Here is a 14,053-nt window from a genome sequence, read left to right on the forward strand (position 1 = left end):
ACAAACCCTGTGAAACTCACAGGGTTTTTATTTAAATATATTGTTTCAAAAGTTGAGTTAATGTATTGACATCATGTACTCCGCTTTCTTTCCACAGCATTTCGCCATTTTTAAAAATCGCCAGAGTAGGCACTCCGCGAACGCCATATTGTGCTGCCAAAGCCGGATACTGGTCCACATCCACTTTGATGATTCTTGCGCCTTCACCTACGTTTTCTTTTACCGTATTTAAAACCGAAGACTGAACCTTGCATGGCTGACACCAGGTTGCAAAGAAGTCAATGAGAACGGGTCTCTCGGAATTAATGATTTCTTGAAATTTTTGTGACATAGCTCTAATTTTAGCTTTAATTTATTGTTTTTGTTCCTGGATAGCTTTTACGTTTTTCCATGTTGTACCATCATAAGCTTCAATCCCGTTTTTCTTTAGAATATCCATCGCCTGATCGGCCTGCATTCCTTTATTACAAAATACCACCACTTTTTTACCTTTGAGAGCTTCAATATTGTTTTGAATTTCCGCCAGAGGAATATTGATGGCATTTTTTGCTGTTCCCTCCGCATATTGTTCAGGAATTCTTACATCTACCAATGTTACATCGGGGCTGCTGACAACGTCTATGATATTTAATGCAGTCACTGACGGTTTTGATGCTGTTTTACATGAGCTCAATACAAGAGAGGTGACCAGAACAAAGCCGAAGAATATATTTTTCATTCTACAATGTTTTAGACTGGCAGACGAAATCTGTTGTCGGAAATTTTTCCGTCTTTTTGATCCCGTTGAATCCGCCTTCTATTTCAGTGAAATTTCTGATTCCGTGTGAGTTAAGGATGCTGGCTGCGATCATGCTTCGGTATCCTCCCGCACAATGTAAAAAGAAATGCTCAGAATCATCAATAGAACTTACCCAATCACTGATGGTGTCCAAAGGTTTGTTATAAGCATTAGCGATATGTTCTGCTGAGTATTCTGTAAGCTTTCTCACATCTATTACAGTAGAATTTCCGGTAAATTGCTCAGCAAATTCAGCAGGGGATATTCTTTTAATTTCATCAATCTCTTTATCTGAGGATTTCCAGGCTTCAAAACCGCCTTTTAAATATCCTAATACATGATCGAAACCGACCCTGCTTAATCTTGTGATAACTTCTTCCTCGGTTCCTTCATCAGAAACCAATAGAATCGGATGTTTTACATCTACAATCAAAGTTCCTACCCAAGGGGCAAAATCACCTTTCAGTCCTATATTGATAGAGTTGGGAATAAACCCTTTGTGGAACTCTGCGGCACTTCTGGTATCCAGGATCAAAGCACCGGTTTCTTCTGCGTAGGCTTCGAAATCTTCTACGGGAATAGGGGTTAAACCTTTATCCATAACCACATCAAGACTTTCATAGCCTCCTTTATTCATAGCAACGTTCATTCCGAAGTATTTTGGCGGAGCAGTAAGCCCATCCAGAACTTCCCTGATGAAAGACTCCTTATCCGGCTGATTCAATGCGTAATTGGTTTTTTTCTGATTCCCTAAGATGTCTACGGTTTCCTTTTGCATGTTTTTCCCACAGGCAGAGCCTGCTCCATGTGCAGGGTACACCGTAATACTGTCGTCTAAAGGCATGATTTTGTTCTGCAGGCTGTCATATAAAATTCCCGCCAGATCTTCCTGGGTTAAATTAGTTGCTTTTTGGGCAAGATCAGGTCTTCCAACATCTCCCAGAAAAAGGGTGTCCCCTGTAAAAATTGCATTTTCAACACCATTTTCATCAATTAAAAGATAAGTTGTACTCTCCATCGTATGGCCAGGAGTGTGTAGTACTTTTATTTTTATCTTTCCGATATTGAAAACCTGATTGTCTTCCGCAATAATGGCTTCAAATTGCGGCTGAGCTGTAGGCCCATACACAATAGGGGCCCCTGTTTTTTGACTTAGATCTAAATGCCCCGAAACAAAATCGGCGTGAAAATGAGTTTCGAAAATATATTTTAAAGTTACCTTGTCTTTCTCCAGACGATCCAGGTAAGGTTTTACTTCTCTTAGAGGATCTATAATGGCAGCTTCATTTTCTGATACTATATAGTACGCACCCTGAGCCAGACATCCTGTATATATTTGTTCAACTTTCATTTATTGAGGTAGCTTTTATTATTAAAGTACAAAAATCGTGTTTATTTTTTTAAAACCGGCTAAAATAAAACATCGGTACCGATAGAATAAATCTATAAAGTAGGGAATTATTCTAATTCATAAAAGATTTTATAAAAAATTTCATTCGTATTTTCGGAAATATTCTTATCTATTTTGAATTGAATGTAATCTGCTTTTCGTGATTCTCCTTCAGGATAATTAATTATACCATGATATTTCTCATAAATATGATCTTTTAATCTGTCGCTTTCTGAGATTCTGATCATTTCAGCAAAATACTTTTTGGTGTCGTCTGTCATTTCTCCGTCTTTTTCATGAATTTTATAATATTCAAGCATTTTTTGAAGAGAATAAACTTCAGAATCAATATTTACATCATTGAAACCCGTTAAAAAATCCTTTCGATCCAAATTCCTTGCCATCCAGTCAATTTTTGCTCTGGCTGCTTCTGAGATTGCCTTGATCATCATAGAATCTCGTTTTACAACTGGAGATAAAAGGATACCTGGGGCATCGTATTTCGGAAGGGTTTTTATGGAGGCTATCTGTAAAACGTTGAAATACTGCTCAGCTTTGTTTTTGAGTTCCTTTAATTGCCCCTCGGTCATTTCATCACTGGAGATTCTTATTTTAAAACCCCAGCCACCACACTCATAAATGGAAAGCAAAGAATTTTTATTAACATATTTTACCCCTTTGAAAAAATCAGACTGACCCATTGAATTATTGAAAACAGTATAGATGTAATTTACTCTCAGACTATCATTTGACAGATTTCCGAATAAAGGTTTTAACTCAATGTTTTTATTAGAGTTTTGATTGAGCACATAGTCGTATGAATAAAACTCGTCCCGCAACAATTGATTGTCTACCATCTCCTTAGGGTAAAGATAAATATTAATAACAGTTTTACTCTTTTTAGATATTTGCTGTACATAGCTTACGGCAATGTGCTTGTTTTTTAGGTCATAAGAAAAAACGGCTTCTCTCTGAAAACCGGACCATAACGTTGGGAAAAGGGTTTTCGTCCATACATGGGTATAGTCATTTTTTATTTTCAGATCAATGGCTTGCTTTCTATTTTGAGATAAAGCTGTAACAAAAATTAAGCAAAAAATTAAAAGAAGATTCCTCTTTATCATAGGTTGTGTTAAGGGGACTAAATTAAAAAATATTACAGACAATAATAACAGAACATATTTATATTATTACTTTGATACGTAAATATTTTATAAAAAACTTTATATTTATAGGTTAAAAATATCAAATGGCAGACAAAGCGCAATTTATTGAAGAACTCAACGCAAGGTACACTCCGAAAGGAGAGCATATTATATTAGGAAAGGGAATGTTAGACGGAGAAGTTGTTCCTGAAGTAAACGTTACCATCCCTTTAAAAACCATCAATCGTCATGGCCTTATAGCCGGGGCTACGGGAACAGGAAAAACCAAAACATTGCAGGTTTTTGCCGAACAGCTTTCCCACGCAGGAGTTCCGTCCTTGGTTTTAGATATCAAAGGTGATTTTTCCGGCATTGCAGAATCTGGAGAGAAGAATTCCATTATTGAAGAAAGGTATGCAAAAACGCAACTGCCTTACAACCCGCAGGCTTTTCCGGTGGAGCTCATGAGCATTTCCGGAGGAAAAGGTGTCAAATTAAGAGCTACGGTTACGGAATTTGGTCCGGTTTTGTTGAGCAAGATTTTAGAATTGAATGATACTCAGCAAAGTATCATGTCTATCGTTTTTAAATATTGTGATGATAAAGGTCTGCCGCTGATTGATCTTAATGACCTGAAGAAAGTTTTACAATATGTAACGGATAATCCACAGGGCAAAGCCGAGCTTTCTGCCAATTATGGTTCCATTGCGCCAGCTTCACTCGGTGCCATCTTACGATCTATCGTAGCGTTGGAGCAGCAGGGAGCCGCAGGTTTCTTCGGAGAATTAAGCTTCGACGTTGAGGATTTGCTTCAGACAAGAGATGGAAAAGGGGTTGTCAATATTTTAAGAGTGGCAGATATTCAGAATAAGCCTCAACTTTTCTCTACGTTCATGTTGTCACTTTTTGCTGAAATCTATATGACGTTTCCGGAGGAAGGAGATAGTGGAAAACCAAAATTAGTGTTATTTATTGATGAAGCTCACCTGATTTTTGATGAATCTTCCAAAGCATTGTTGTCACAAATTGAAACTATGGTAAAACTGATTCGCTCCAAAGGAGTCGGAATTTATTTTATCACCCAAATTCCGGGAGATGTTCCTGAAAATGTGCTTTCACAGTTAGGATTGAAAATTCAGCATGCTTTAAGAGGATTTACGGCAAAAGATAAAAAAGAAATATCAAAAGCGGTAGAAAATTATCCGACTACGGAGTTTTATGATGCTTCCACCCTGATCCAGAATTTAGGGATTGGAGAAGCATTTGTAACGGCTTTGGATGAAAAAGGAATTCCAACTCCTTTAGTGCATACGTATCTGATCTCACCGGAATCTCGAATGGACGTTCTTAATGATGCTGAAGTTTCAGAATTAACGAGTAAATCTGCGTTGGTCGCTAAATATGAACAGGTTGTAGATAGTGAATCCGCTTATGAAATGTTAGTCAACAGAATGGAACAGGCTGTTCAAAATTCAGCCCCAACACAAAAAACAAAACCGGTAAAAGAAGAGCCGGGAATGTTTGAACAGGTATTACAAAGCAAAGCCGGAAGAACATTTACCAGCACATTAATGAGAGAAGGAGCCAAAGCCATCTTAGGAATGTTTGGATTGGGAGGAAGAAGGAGATAAACTAAAAACAATAACCATGAAAAAATTATCACCTTTCTATTTTATCGATTTGGCTGTCTTGGATTTAATGATGAATGGTGTTTATAGACGCCTTAGTTTTTTTGATATTATTTTTGTTATATTAGCGATATCGCCTTTACACATCAATAAAAAAAGAATATATCAGATTTATGGAGGAAGTGTTTTTTTATTCTGTCTATATATTCTTTTAGCAATTTTTGTTTCTCAGGGCATGCAAAATCAGCCGAAGCATCTGAACCGGCTTTGGACGTATGGCATAGGTTATGTATTGAGCTTGATAACGCTCTGTTTCGGGCTTCTTATGACAGGAATTATTAACATTAATCACACAAAGTTAGTTGTTAACAGATAAAGTAGATGTATTCAATAATAGATATAGAAAGTAATGGTGCAGGTTATAGAAAAGAATGCATTATAGATATTGCTATTTACAGGTATGATGGTCAGAAAATTGTCGATCAGTTTATTTCTCTGGTCAACCCTGAAAGCGATATTACCCCTTTTGTGCAAAAATTAACCAGCATTACTCCTAAAATGGTTAAGACGGCACCCAAATTCCATGAAATTGCCCGCAGGGTTATTGAGATTACGGAAAATACGACTCTTGTGGGGCATAATATTGATTTTGACTACAGGATGCTGCGTCAGTCTTTCAAAAGGCTGGGTTATGATTTTAAAATCAATACCTTGGATACGATTCCTCTGGCGCAGAAGCTTATTCCGGACGAAGTAAGCTATTCTTTGGGGAAATTGGTCAGATCATTAGGAATTCCTTTAACCAACCATCATAGAGCAGAAGGGGATGCCAGAGCAACATTGGAATTATTCAAGCTTTTGATTTCAAAAGATACAGAAAATGAAATCATTCAGAAACAGCATGAGGAAACCAATGCCAAAACCTATATCAATAAAATCAAGGAATTAACTCAGGACCTTCCCAATGAAAAAGGTTTTGTTTACTTTCAGGATGAGGCTGGAAAAATTGTTTTTACGGATCATGTTCAGGATATTAATAAGTTTTCAAAAAAGGTCTTTAATTCTAAGTCCAAAAAATGGGATGAGATTCAAAAAAATACGGAACAGGTTAATTTTGAACTTACCGGAACTGATATCATCGCTAAGCTTATCCTGAATTCCAAAAATATAAAGAAAAGAGAAGCCTTTCCTTTCGGCCTTTATTTCAGAAACAATAAATATATTGTAGAGAAAAATAAACTGAATAAAACTGAAAAACCGATTTTAAAATTCAGATCGTTTACACAGGGGTCTAAAGCGATTCAGTTTATTAACACACAGGAAGCTTTCAAAGAAATCAATTCTTTCAAGAAAAAAATAGATTTCAAAAAAAGAAATGAACTTTGGCTTGGGCAGGGAAGGAAGCTTGGAGAAAAATTATTTTTGATCATAGAAAACGGAAAAGTGAGTTCCTATGGTTTTTATGAGCTTTTTACTCAGATTCAGACTTTAAGTAAGCTTTCTAAGCTAAAAATAGACCTTCCTGTTTCTTCATCGGATTTAAATAATGAACTGCAGTTGGCCTTACTTCGTGGCGATTTCGAAACGCTGCCATTGCCAAAGTAACTTCTTAAATCGATAAGGTTCCGCATAATTTTGTAGTGCGGTTAGTTTGTCTGATTCTGATTTTAACTGGTTTTCTTCAATTGGGAATTGTTCAAATAGCTAAAATAAAAAGCTTTTAAAGTAACCTTTAAAAGTTTTTTATTCTGAAAAAATGAAATTAAAAGAATAATGTTCTATGTTGTTGATTTTAAATTATAAACAATTTCTTAGTACCTTTGCACTTTCTTATTAACAAAAAAGAAGTTTACCTTATTAATTATGAATTCAAAAGATTTGCTACAGATTGCCAATGAATATGGCACACCGGTGTACGTTTACGATGCTGAATCTATTAAAACTCAATACGAGAAACTTACATCTTCTTTTTTAAAACATACGAAGTTCTTTTATGCTGCAAAGGCATTAACCAACATAAATATCTTAAAATACGTCAAGAGCCTGGGTGCTTCTTTGGACTGTGTATCAATTAATGAAGTTAAACTGGGTCTAAAAGCGGGTTTTCCGAAAGAAAAAATATTGTTTACTCCCAATTGTGTTGATCTGGCTGAAATTGAAGAAGCTATGCAGTATGGAGTACATATTAATATTGATAATATTTCTATCCTTGAACAGTTTGGGAATAAATACGGAAATACCTATCCGATTTTTGTAAGAATCAATCCGCACATTTTTGCGGGAGGAAACTATAAAATCTCTACAGGGCATATAGACAGCAAATTCGGGATCTCCATTCACCAGCTTCGTCACATCGAAAGGGTAATGAAAACAACTAATTTAAATGTAGAAGGTCTTCATATGCATACCGGGAGTGAAATTAAAGATCCGGAAGTATTTATTCAGGCATTGGATATTATGCTGGAACTTTCCGAGCATTTCCCTAATTTAAAATATCTGGATATGGGAAGCGGTTTCAAAATTCCTTATCAGGATAGTGAAATGGAGACGGATGTGAAAACTTTAGGTAAAAAAGTAGAGAAAGTACTTTCTGAATTTGCGAAAACAAACGGAAGAAAGTTCGAACTTTGGTTTGAGCCCGGGAAATTTTTGGTAGGAAAAAGCGGTTACCTTTTGGTAAAAGCCAATGTAATCAAGCAAACGACAGCAACGGTTTTTGTAGGAGTCAACTCCGGGTTTAACCATTTAATCCGTCCAATGTTCTATGATTCTTACCATGTAATCGAAAACTTATCTAACCCGAAGGGAGCGGAAAGAATCTACACTGTCGTAGGGAATATCTGCGAAACGGATACTTTCGCATGGGACAGAAAACTGAATGAAGTAAGAGAAGGCGATATCCTGGCTTTCCATAATGCAGGAGCATACGGTTTTGAAATGAGCTCCAATTTTAATTCAAGACTAAAGCCTGCGGAAGTTTTATTCCTGGATGGTAAAGCTCATTTGATCCGTAAAAGAGACGAGTTTGAAGACCTGTTGAGAAACCAGATAGAAGTATTGTAGCTTTTATCAGAATTGAAATAAATAAAAGAAAACTTCACACAACAGTGTGAAGTTTTTCTTTTTGTAAATTGTAATTTTGCAGTATAATCACAAATAGAAATCTTATGAAAGCATTAGCATTATTAATAGGAATTTTCTTCGCAGGCTTTTCATTTGCCCAGGATCTCGAAGACAGAGATGATTCTTTCATCACAGAAAATAATAAGAATATTTTAAAAATAGATATCAAAGAGCCTTTTATGCAGGTGGGTATAAAAAGCTGCAATGATTTTAAGCCGGCAAGTTTTGAAGGAGGTGCCTCTGCATATAAAGAAATTCTTAAAAAATATATGTATACTTATTTAAATTCGGATTTCTATACATTAAACGGAGAATTTACTTTTACCCTTACCATTGATGCTACTGGTAAAGTAGTCGATGTCGAGGGAGACCCAAAAGTTGTAAACAGCGAAATATTCTTCGATGATATGCAATATGTCGTAAGAAGAATTAAGAAAAACTGGGCTCCGGCTGTATGTAACGGCCAACCCGTAAAATCTGAAATGAAACTGAAAATGAATTTTTCTTCGCTTTCTGCGGATATGTAGTACTAAGGGAAGTATTTTACAGATTAAAAAGGAACCAATCGCCTCAAAGAAAATAATTAAAATTAATTTTACAACAAACCATTTGACCATGATTAAGAATATTATTGTTTTTTGCTTGATATCTTTGTCTTTCTGTAATGCACAAGTTCTTGATGAATATCCTAAAAAACAGGACTTTTATGAGGGTGGTTTAACAAACTTCTATAAAGAAGCACATGATTACCTTCTGAACAATAATTTTAAAGAATGTGATGCAAGGGAGATATATCAGCCTAGGATTTTAGTGACTAAAGATGCTGTTGTTAAAGTGGTAAAAGACAATGATACGGCTTATATTGCAAAAAATAAATGCGCATATGACTTATCAATTGAAATTATCAAGAATCTTAAACATTGGAAATCCGCAGAAGTGAAAGGGGGGAAAATAGGCGCTATTACCGAATTTATATTTTATCCGAAAGATATAATGAGCAATTACAAAGATAAATATAATGCTAATAATTTTGTGATTTCTGCTCAATATCCTAAAGGTGATAAAGCCTTTCATAGAGATTTTCATGACGAGTTTATGGCCCTTTTTGCCGACTATCATATTAATGGGACTATTAATCTTGAATTTTATATTGATAAAGAGGGTCATATCACAAACTCAAGGATTTATCCTCAGATAAGTGATAAAAAATTTAATATAGATTTTCTGCGAACCCTTTCAAGATTAAAAGAAACTTGGAAGCCTGCATTATATTTAAATATCCCAATTAAAGAGAGATTTGTATATCCAATGAATTTTTCCACAAATTTTCGGGAGAGATAATCCTGCCATTCTGTCACAATATTTTGTATCTTTGCAAACTAAACTATTTTTGAATCAGGACCATGTCTGATTCATAAATTTAAGATTTATAAAAGTGCAGGAAAAATATATAGATGAAACAAAACAGGGAGAAGCTTTTGCTATTGCAGAAAAGGAGGGGAATTCCAAGAAATTATTCTTGGAAAGCTATGGCTGTCAGATGAATTTCTCTGATTCCGAGATCGTTGCCTCTATCCTTAACGAGCAAGGTTACAATACAACCCTGAAAGCCGAGGAAGCCGATCTTATTCTTTTAAATACATGTTCTATTCGTGAGAAAGCAGAGCAAACCGTAAGAATGCGTCTTTCTCAATTCAAAAATCTTAAGAAAGAAAAACCAAACATGACCGTTGGGGTTTTAGGATGCATGGCGGAAAGATTAAAAACTAAGTTTTTAGAAGAAGAACAATTAGTAGATCTTGTTGTAGGTCCCGATGCATACAGGGATTTACCTAACCTTTTAAAAGAGACTGAAGACGGAAGAGATGCCATCAACGTCATTCTTTCCAAAGAAGAAACCTATGCAGATATCAATCCTGTCCGTTTAGGCGGAAATGGAGTGACAGCTTTTGTTACCATTACAAGAGGTTGCGATAACATGTGTACCTTCTGTGTGGTACCATTCACAAGAGGAAGAGAAAGAAGCCGCGATCCACATTCTATTATTGAGGAATGTAAAGGCCTTTGGAACAATGGGTATAAAGAAATTACCTTATTGGGACAAAATGTAGACTCTTACCTTTGGTATGGAGGCGGCCCTAAAAAAGACTTCGCAAAAGCATCTGAAATGCAGAAAGCTACAGCCGTAAACTTCGCACAGCTCCTTGATCTTGTTGCTAAAGCTGTACCTGACATGAGAATCAGATTCTCTACATCCAACCCTCAGGATATGAGCCTGGATGTATTCAGAATGATCGCAAAGCATGATAATATTTGTAAATATGTCCATCTGCCAGTTCAGAGTGGAAGCGACAATATGCTGCAGCTGATGAACAGGCAGCATACCCGTCAGGAATATCTGGATTTAGTGAGAGAAGCTAAAACTATTGTTCCGGACATTGCCTTTTCACAGGATATGATCGTTGGCTTTTGTAACGAAACGGAACAAGATCATCAGGATACTCTAAGCTTGATGAGAGAAGTGGAATATGATTACGGATATATGTTCGCTTACTCTGAAAGACCGGGAACTCCGGCTCACAAAAAACTGGAAGACAATATTCCTGCAGATATTAAACAGAGACGTCTTGCGGAAGTAATTGCTTTACAGGGTGAACTTTCAAGAAAACGTATGGCTTCTTATGTAGGAAGAGTACATCAGATCCTTATTGAAGGAACCTCTAAAAAGAATGAAAATCAATGGAAAGGAAGAAATTCTCAGAATGCCGTTTGCGTATTCGATAAATTGGATGGCCAGAAAATTGGTGACATTGTGGACGTTTTTGTCTTTAATAATACACAAGGCACACTTTTAGGGGAAACAGTAGAGAATAAATAACCTTTTCAGGAATTTTATGAATAACAAATTATTATCAACACCTTTTAATAAGCTCAGACAATGGAAAAATTGCAGAAATATTGCCTCAGTGTTTTATTGGTGATAATTTGTGGAAATATTCCAGCACAGATCGCTAATGGTAGCACTGAGCCTACCGAATACAACAACCTGTGTGAAATATATACTCAGCTTTTAGGGCAGAAGCCTGGGGATACACACCAGAGCTGTGCTTCAAAAAAGCCAAAATATTATCATGCGATACATCATAAGCAGAATGCAATTGGTGTTATAGGAAAAGCAGGCTTTGAAAAAGAATACAACAAGGTTAATCCTCATGATGCTGTTCCCTGTCTTGGAATTAAAAAGCATGATCTTGTAAGGGTAAATTTTAAAAGTTATAATAAGAATAGTTCTACAGGAACGTTATATTTTAGAACCATAGTTTCGAAAATCAGGAACAAAGATTATTTGGATTTATTAGGTTAATAATTAGAAAAAAGACATTCAAATTTTAAAAAATTAACCGGAATTCTACAAAAATCAGATCAGTAGAATTGTAATTAAAACCATAATCTAACATTTACTTATGAGCAACGAGTTACAAAATATAAAAAACCGTTTCGGAATTATCGGAAACTTTCCGGCCTTAAATCGTGCTTTGGAAAAAGCGATCCAGGTAGCACCAACAGATATTTCAGTATTGGTTATTGGAGAAAGTGGTGTAGGAAAGGAATTCATCCCCAAAATTATTCATTCGGAATCCAGAAGAAAACACCAGCCTTATATTGTAGTGAATTGCGGAGCTATTCCGGAAGGGACCATAGACTCCGAATTGTTCGGACATGAAAAAGGAGCCTTCACGGGAGCTACAGCCACGAGGAAAGGATATTTTGAAGTGGCAGACGGAGGAACGATCTTTTTGGATGAGGTAGGAGAATTGCCATTGCAGACACAGGTACGTTTGTTAAGGGTTCTAGAAAGCGGAGAGTTCATGAAAGTAGGTTCTTCGCAGGTACAGAAAACGAATGTAAGGATTGTGGCTGCCACCAATGTAAACATGATGAAGGCTATCCAGGACGGAAGATTCCGAGAAGATTTATATTACCGTCTGAATACGGTGCAGATCGACATGCCGCCGTTAAGAGACAGAAAAGGGGATATTCACCTGCTGTTCAGAAAATTTGCTATCGATTTTGCCGAAAAATACAGAATGCCGGAATTGGAGCTGGATCCAAGCGCCGTTCATTATATTGAAAATTATACCTTTCCGGGGAACGTCCGTCAATTGAGAAATCTGGTGGAACAAATGACCGTCGTAGAGAGAAACAGAAATGTTACCGTAGAAAAACTGGCGGAATATATCCCGATGGAAAGCCACCTTCCAATGGTCGTTAATACGCCTAATACACCCAAGCAAAACGATTTTGCAAGTGAAAGAGAGATCATGTATAAGATCCTCTTTGATATGCGAAGTGATATTAATGATTTAAAATCCTTAACTTCGGAACTGATAAAGAACAGAGGAACGGCAGATCTGAGCAGTCATGAAAAAAGCCTGATTAACAGAATTTACACTCCTGAATCTCAACAAGCCGTCAACCCGAATTCATTATTGTATTTTGAAAATAATAACAACCCGGTTCAGACCCCGACGATTATTTCAAATCCTGATGACAGCTATGAAGATGTGGAAGATATTGAAGTGGAAGAGAACCAGCCGGAATCACTTTCATTGCAGAATAATGAAAAAGATCTGATCATCAAAGCGCTGGAAAAGCATAAAGGACGCAGAAATAAAGCGGCAGATGAATTAGGCATTTCACAAAGAACATTATATAGAAAAATAAAACAATATAACCTGGAAGAATAGACAAATATGAGTAAATCAATCACAGCAAGACCCATTAATTTTAAATTCAATGAATATCTCAACAAAGGGTATGAGCTTTTAAAGAAAGATTTTGGAAATTTCTTATTGGCTTTTATTTTTTGCATGGTCTTATCCATCATTCCATTCTGTGGTCTGATGGCTGCAGGAAACTTTTATAAATATTGCAGAAAAGTAAACAGAGGGCAACAGGCCAATCCTTCGGAGATATTTAATTTTGATGACTTTTCAGCGTATATTATCTATCAGCTGATCATTATAGGGATTGTACTGGCCATTTACATTCCTATGCTTTTTGTCGTTCCTTTTATGGGAAATGGTGAACAGCCTTCCCCTGTTTTCGGATTGTTCTTTATGTTCTATGTATTTTTGATCGTCATTGCAATAATATATCTGGCTTTGAAAGCATTTTATATTCCGGCCCTGATCTCTCTGGGAGGAGTAAGAGACATCAAAACAGCTTGGAATATGTCTAAAATAATGACTAAAGATAACTTGTTGTCAATCTTCTTATTTAGTATTGTCATCAGTTTTCTTTCCCAATTAGGAGTCCTGCTTTGTGGAATTGGCTTGCTGATAACGTTACCCTATTTATATACTACTCACTATTTTGCCTTTGAAGATGCCATTCAGCAGATTGAATATGACGAGATCAAAGAAATCGGACAGAAAAATGAATATTAAAAACAAGAATATCTTTATAAAACAGTCTTTAGTTGGGCTTTTGCTTCTTTGCCTGAGTGTTTTACATTCGTGCTACAGTTTTACCGGATCGTCTCTGACTGATGAAAAAACAGTGCAGATTAATGAATTCCCTAATAATGCAGCCTATGTAAACCCAACATTATCACAGCAGTTTTCCACAGATATTCAAAACAGGTTCCTGCAAAGAACAACATTGAAAGGAACCAAAGAAAACCCGGATATTCTGATCGAAGGAGAGATCACGGATTACTCCATATCCCCTACGACCATTAGTTCCAATACCCAAACTACCAATACAGGAGGAGTTATCCAGGAATCACAGAATAAACTTACGATTACCGTAAAAGTACATTATGAAAATAAACTTCATCCGGATGTAAGTTTCGATAGAACTTATTCTGATGAAGCCGTATTCAACAGCAATTTATCCCAAAGTGACATTGAAGCATCTCAGGTGAAAATTGTGACAGATAGAATCATTAATAAAATATTTAACGATATTGTAGCGAATTGGTAAC

The 14,053-nt window shown here is 36.2% G+C and carries 15 protein-coding genes; 11 read left to right on the plus strand and 4 right to left on the minus strand.

What is annotated here, in order from left to right; all coding sequences use genetic code 11:
- Positions 1-31 precede the first annotated feature (31 nt).
- From ACGHIN_RS09635 to ACGHIN_RS09650, 4 genes are all read right to left on the minus strand, one after another.
- The gene (locus ACGHIN_RS09635; protein ID WP_390452889.1) at positions 32-331 is read right to left on the minus strand and encodes a thioredoxin family protein; all 300 of its coding nucleotides are present in this window, start codon (positions 329-331) and stop codon (positions 32-34) included.
- A gap of 21 nt (positions 332-352) precedes the next feature.
- On the minus strand, positions 353-718 hold the full coding sequence (locus ACGHIN_RS09640; RefSeq protein WP_390452890.1) for a rhodanese-like domain-containing protein: 366 nt from the start codon (positions 716-718) through the stop codon (positions 353-355).
- Between the two features lies 1 nt (position 719).
- A complete protein-coding gene (locus ACGHIN_RS09645) occupies positions 720-2,129 on the minus strand; it encodes an MBL fold metallo-hydrolase (RefSeq protein ID WP_390452892.1) in 1,410 nt (469 codons plus the stop codon).
- A 107-nt stretch (positions 2,130-2,236) separates the two neighbouring features.
- The gene (locus tag ACGHIN_RS09650; RefSeq protein ID WP_390452894.1) at positions 2,237-3,292 is read right to left on the minus strand and encodes a hypothetical protein; all 1,056 of its coding nucleotides are present in this window, start codon (positions 3,290-3,292) and stop codon (positions 2,237-2,239) included.
- A gap of 125 nt (positions 3,293-3,417) precedes the next feature.
- Here ACGHIN_RS09650 and ACGHIN_RS09655 point away from each other — a divergent pair, with 125 nt between their 5' ends.
- The 11 genes from ACGHIN_RS09655 (at position 3,418) to ACGHIN_RS09705 (ending at position 14,052) form a co-directional block, all read left to right on the plus strand.
- Positions 3,418-4,944 (plus strand): helicase HerA-like domain-containing protein, encoded by a 1,527-nt coding sequence (locus ACGHIN_RS09655; protein WP_390452896.1) that lies wholly within the window; start codon positions 3,418-3,420, stop codon positions 4,942-4,944.
- Positions 4,945-4,960: 16 nt separating this feature from the next.
- Positions 4,961-5,317 (plus strand): hypothetical protein, encoded by a 357-nt coding sequence (locus ACGHIN_RS09660; protein WP_390452897.1) that lies wholly within the window; start codon positions 4,961-4,963, stop codon positions 5,315-5,317.
- A gap of 5 nt (positions 5,318-5,322) precedes the next feature.
- Entirely contained in the window at positions 5,323-6,546 is a 1,224-nt protein-coding gene (locus ACGHIN_RS09665; protein WP_390452899.1) for a 3'-5' exonuclease, read from the plus strand.
- Positions 6,547-6,801: 255 nt separating this feature from the next.
- Positions 6,802-8,004, plus strand: a complete 1,203-nt coding sequence (gene lysA, locus ACGHIN_RS09670; protein ID WP_390452940.1) for a diaminopimelate decarboxylase — start codon at positions 6,802-6,804, stop codon at positions 8,002-8,004.
- A gap of 104 nt (positions 8,005-8,108) precedes the next feature.
- The gene (locus tag ACGHIN_RS09675; RefSeq protein WP_390452901.1) at positions 8,109-8,591 is read left to right on the plus strand and encodes an energy transducer TonB; all 483 of its coding nucleotides are present in this window, start codon (positions 8,109-8,111) and stop codon (positions 8,589-8,591) included.
- Positions 8,592-8,679: 88 nt separating this feature from the next.
- Complete coding sequence (locus tag ACGHIN_RS09680; protein ID WP_390452903.1) at positions 8,680-9,405, plus strand: energy transducer TonB; 726 nt, start codon at positions 8,680-8,682, stop codon at positions 9,403-9,405.
- A gap of 94 nt (positions 9,406-9,499) precedes the next feature.
- Positions 9,500-10,942 (plus strand): tRNA (N6-isopentenyl adenosine(37)-C2)-methylthiotransferase MiaB, encoded by a 1,443-nt coding sequence (gene miaB / locus ACGHIN_RS09685; protein WP_390452905.1) that lies wholly within the window; start codon positions 9,500-9,502, stop codon positions 10,940-10,942.
- A gap of 60 nt (positions 10,943-11,002) precedes the next feature.
- Positions 11,003-11,428 carry a hypothetical protein gene (locus ACGHIN_RS09690; RefSeq protein ID WP_390452906.1) on the plus strand — a complete coding sequence of 142 codons (426 nt, stop codon included), beginning with the start codon at positions 11,003-11,005 and terminating at the stop codon, positions 11,426-11,428.
- Positions 11,429-11,528: 100 nt separating this feature from the next.
- Positions 11,529-12,812, plus strand: a complete 1,284-nt coding sequence (locus ACGHIN_RS09695; RefSeq protein ID WP_390452908.1) for a sigma-54 interaction domain-containing protein — start codon at positions 11,529-11,531, stop codon at positions 12,810-12,812.
- A 6-nt stretch (positions 12,813-12,818) separates the two neighbouring features.
- Positions 12,819-13,514: a hypothetical protein gene (locus ACGHIN_RS09700; RefSeq protein ID WP_390452910.1), complete on the plus strand. Its 696-nt coding sequence runs from the start codon at positions 12,819-12,821 to the stop codon at positions 13,512-13,514.
- The gene (locus ACGHIN_RS09705) at positions 13,504-14,052 is read left to right on the plus strand and encodes an LptE family protein (protein WP_390452911.1); all 549 of its coding nucleotides are present in this window, start codon (positions 13,504-13,506) and stop codon (positions 14,050-14,052) included. The genes ACGHIN_RS09700 and ACGHIN_RS09705 overlap by 11 nt, the downstream gene beginning before the upstream one ends.
- The last annotated feature ends 1 nt before the right edge of the window (position 14,053 follow it).

The sequence above is a fragment of the Chryseobacterium barbadense genome (assembly GCF_042849955.1).
In the GTDB taxonomy this organism is placed as follows: Bacteria; Bacteroidota; Bacteroidia; order Flavobacteriales; family Weeksellaceae; genus Chryseobacterium.

Coding starts and splice junctions, on each gene's coding strand:
- ACGHIN_RS09695 (WP_390452908.1), top strand. CDS start 11,529: ATGAGCAACGAGTTACAAAATATAAAAAACCGTTTCGGAATTATCGGA.
- ACGHIN_RS09680 (WP_390452903.1), top strand. CDS start 8,680: ATGATTAAGAATATTATTGTTTTTTGCTTGATATCTTTGTCTTTCTGT.
- ACGHIN_RS09655 (WP_390452896.1), top strand. CDS start 3,418: ATGGCAGACAAAGCGCAATTTATTGAAGAACTCAACGCAAGGTACACT.
- ACGHIN_RS09700 (WP_390452910.1), top strand. CDS start 12,819: ATGAGTAAATCAATCACAGCAAGACCCATTAATTTTAAATTCAATGAA.
- ACGHIN_RS09645 (WP_390452892.1), bottom strand. CDS start 2,129: ATGAAAGTTGAACAAATATATACAGGATGTCTGGCTCAGGGTGCGTAC.
- ACGHIN_RS09665 (WP_390452899.1), top strand. CDS start 5,323: ATGTATTCAATAATAGATATAGAAAGTAATGGTGCAGGTTATAGAAAA.
- ACGHIN_RS09640 (WP_390452890.1), bottom strand. CDS start 718: ATGAAAAATATATTCTTCGGCTTTGTTCTGGTCACCTCTCTTGTATTG.
- ACGHIN_RS09690 (WP_390452906.1), top strand. CDS start 11,003: ATGGAAAAATTGCAGAAATATTGCCTCAGTGTTTTATTGGTGATAATT.
- ACGHIN_RS09705 (WP_390452911.1), top strand. CDS start 13,504: ATGAATATTAAAAACAAGAATATCTTTATAAAACAGTCTTTAGTTGGG.
- ACGHIN_RS09675 (WP_390452901.1), top strand. CDS start 8,109: ATGAAAGCATTAGCATTATTAATAGGAATTTTCTTCGCAGGCTTTTCA.
- ACGHIN_RS09635 (WP_390452889.1), bottom strand. CDS start 331: ATGTCACAAAAATTTCAAGAAATCATTAATTCCGAGAGACCCGTTCTC.
- ACGHIN_RS09650 (WP_390452894.1), bottom strand. CDS start 3,292: ATGATAAAGAGGAATCTTCTTTTAATTTTTTGCTTAATTTTTGTTACA.
- ACGHIN_RS09660 (WP_390452897.1), top strand. CDS start 4,961: ATGAAAAAATTATCACCTTTCTATTTTATCGATTTGGCTGTCTTGGAT.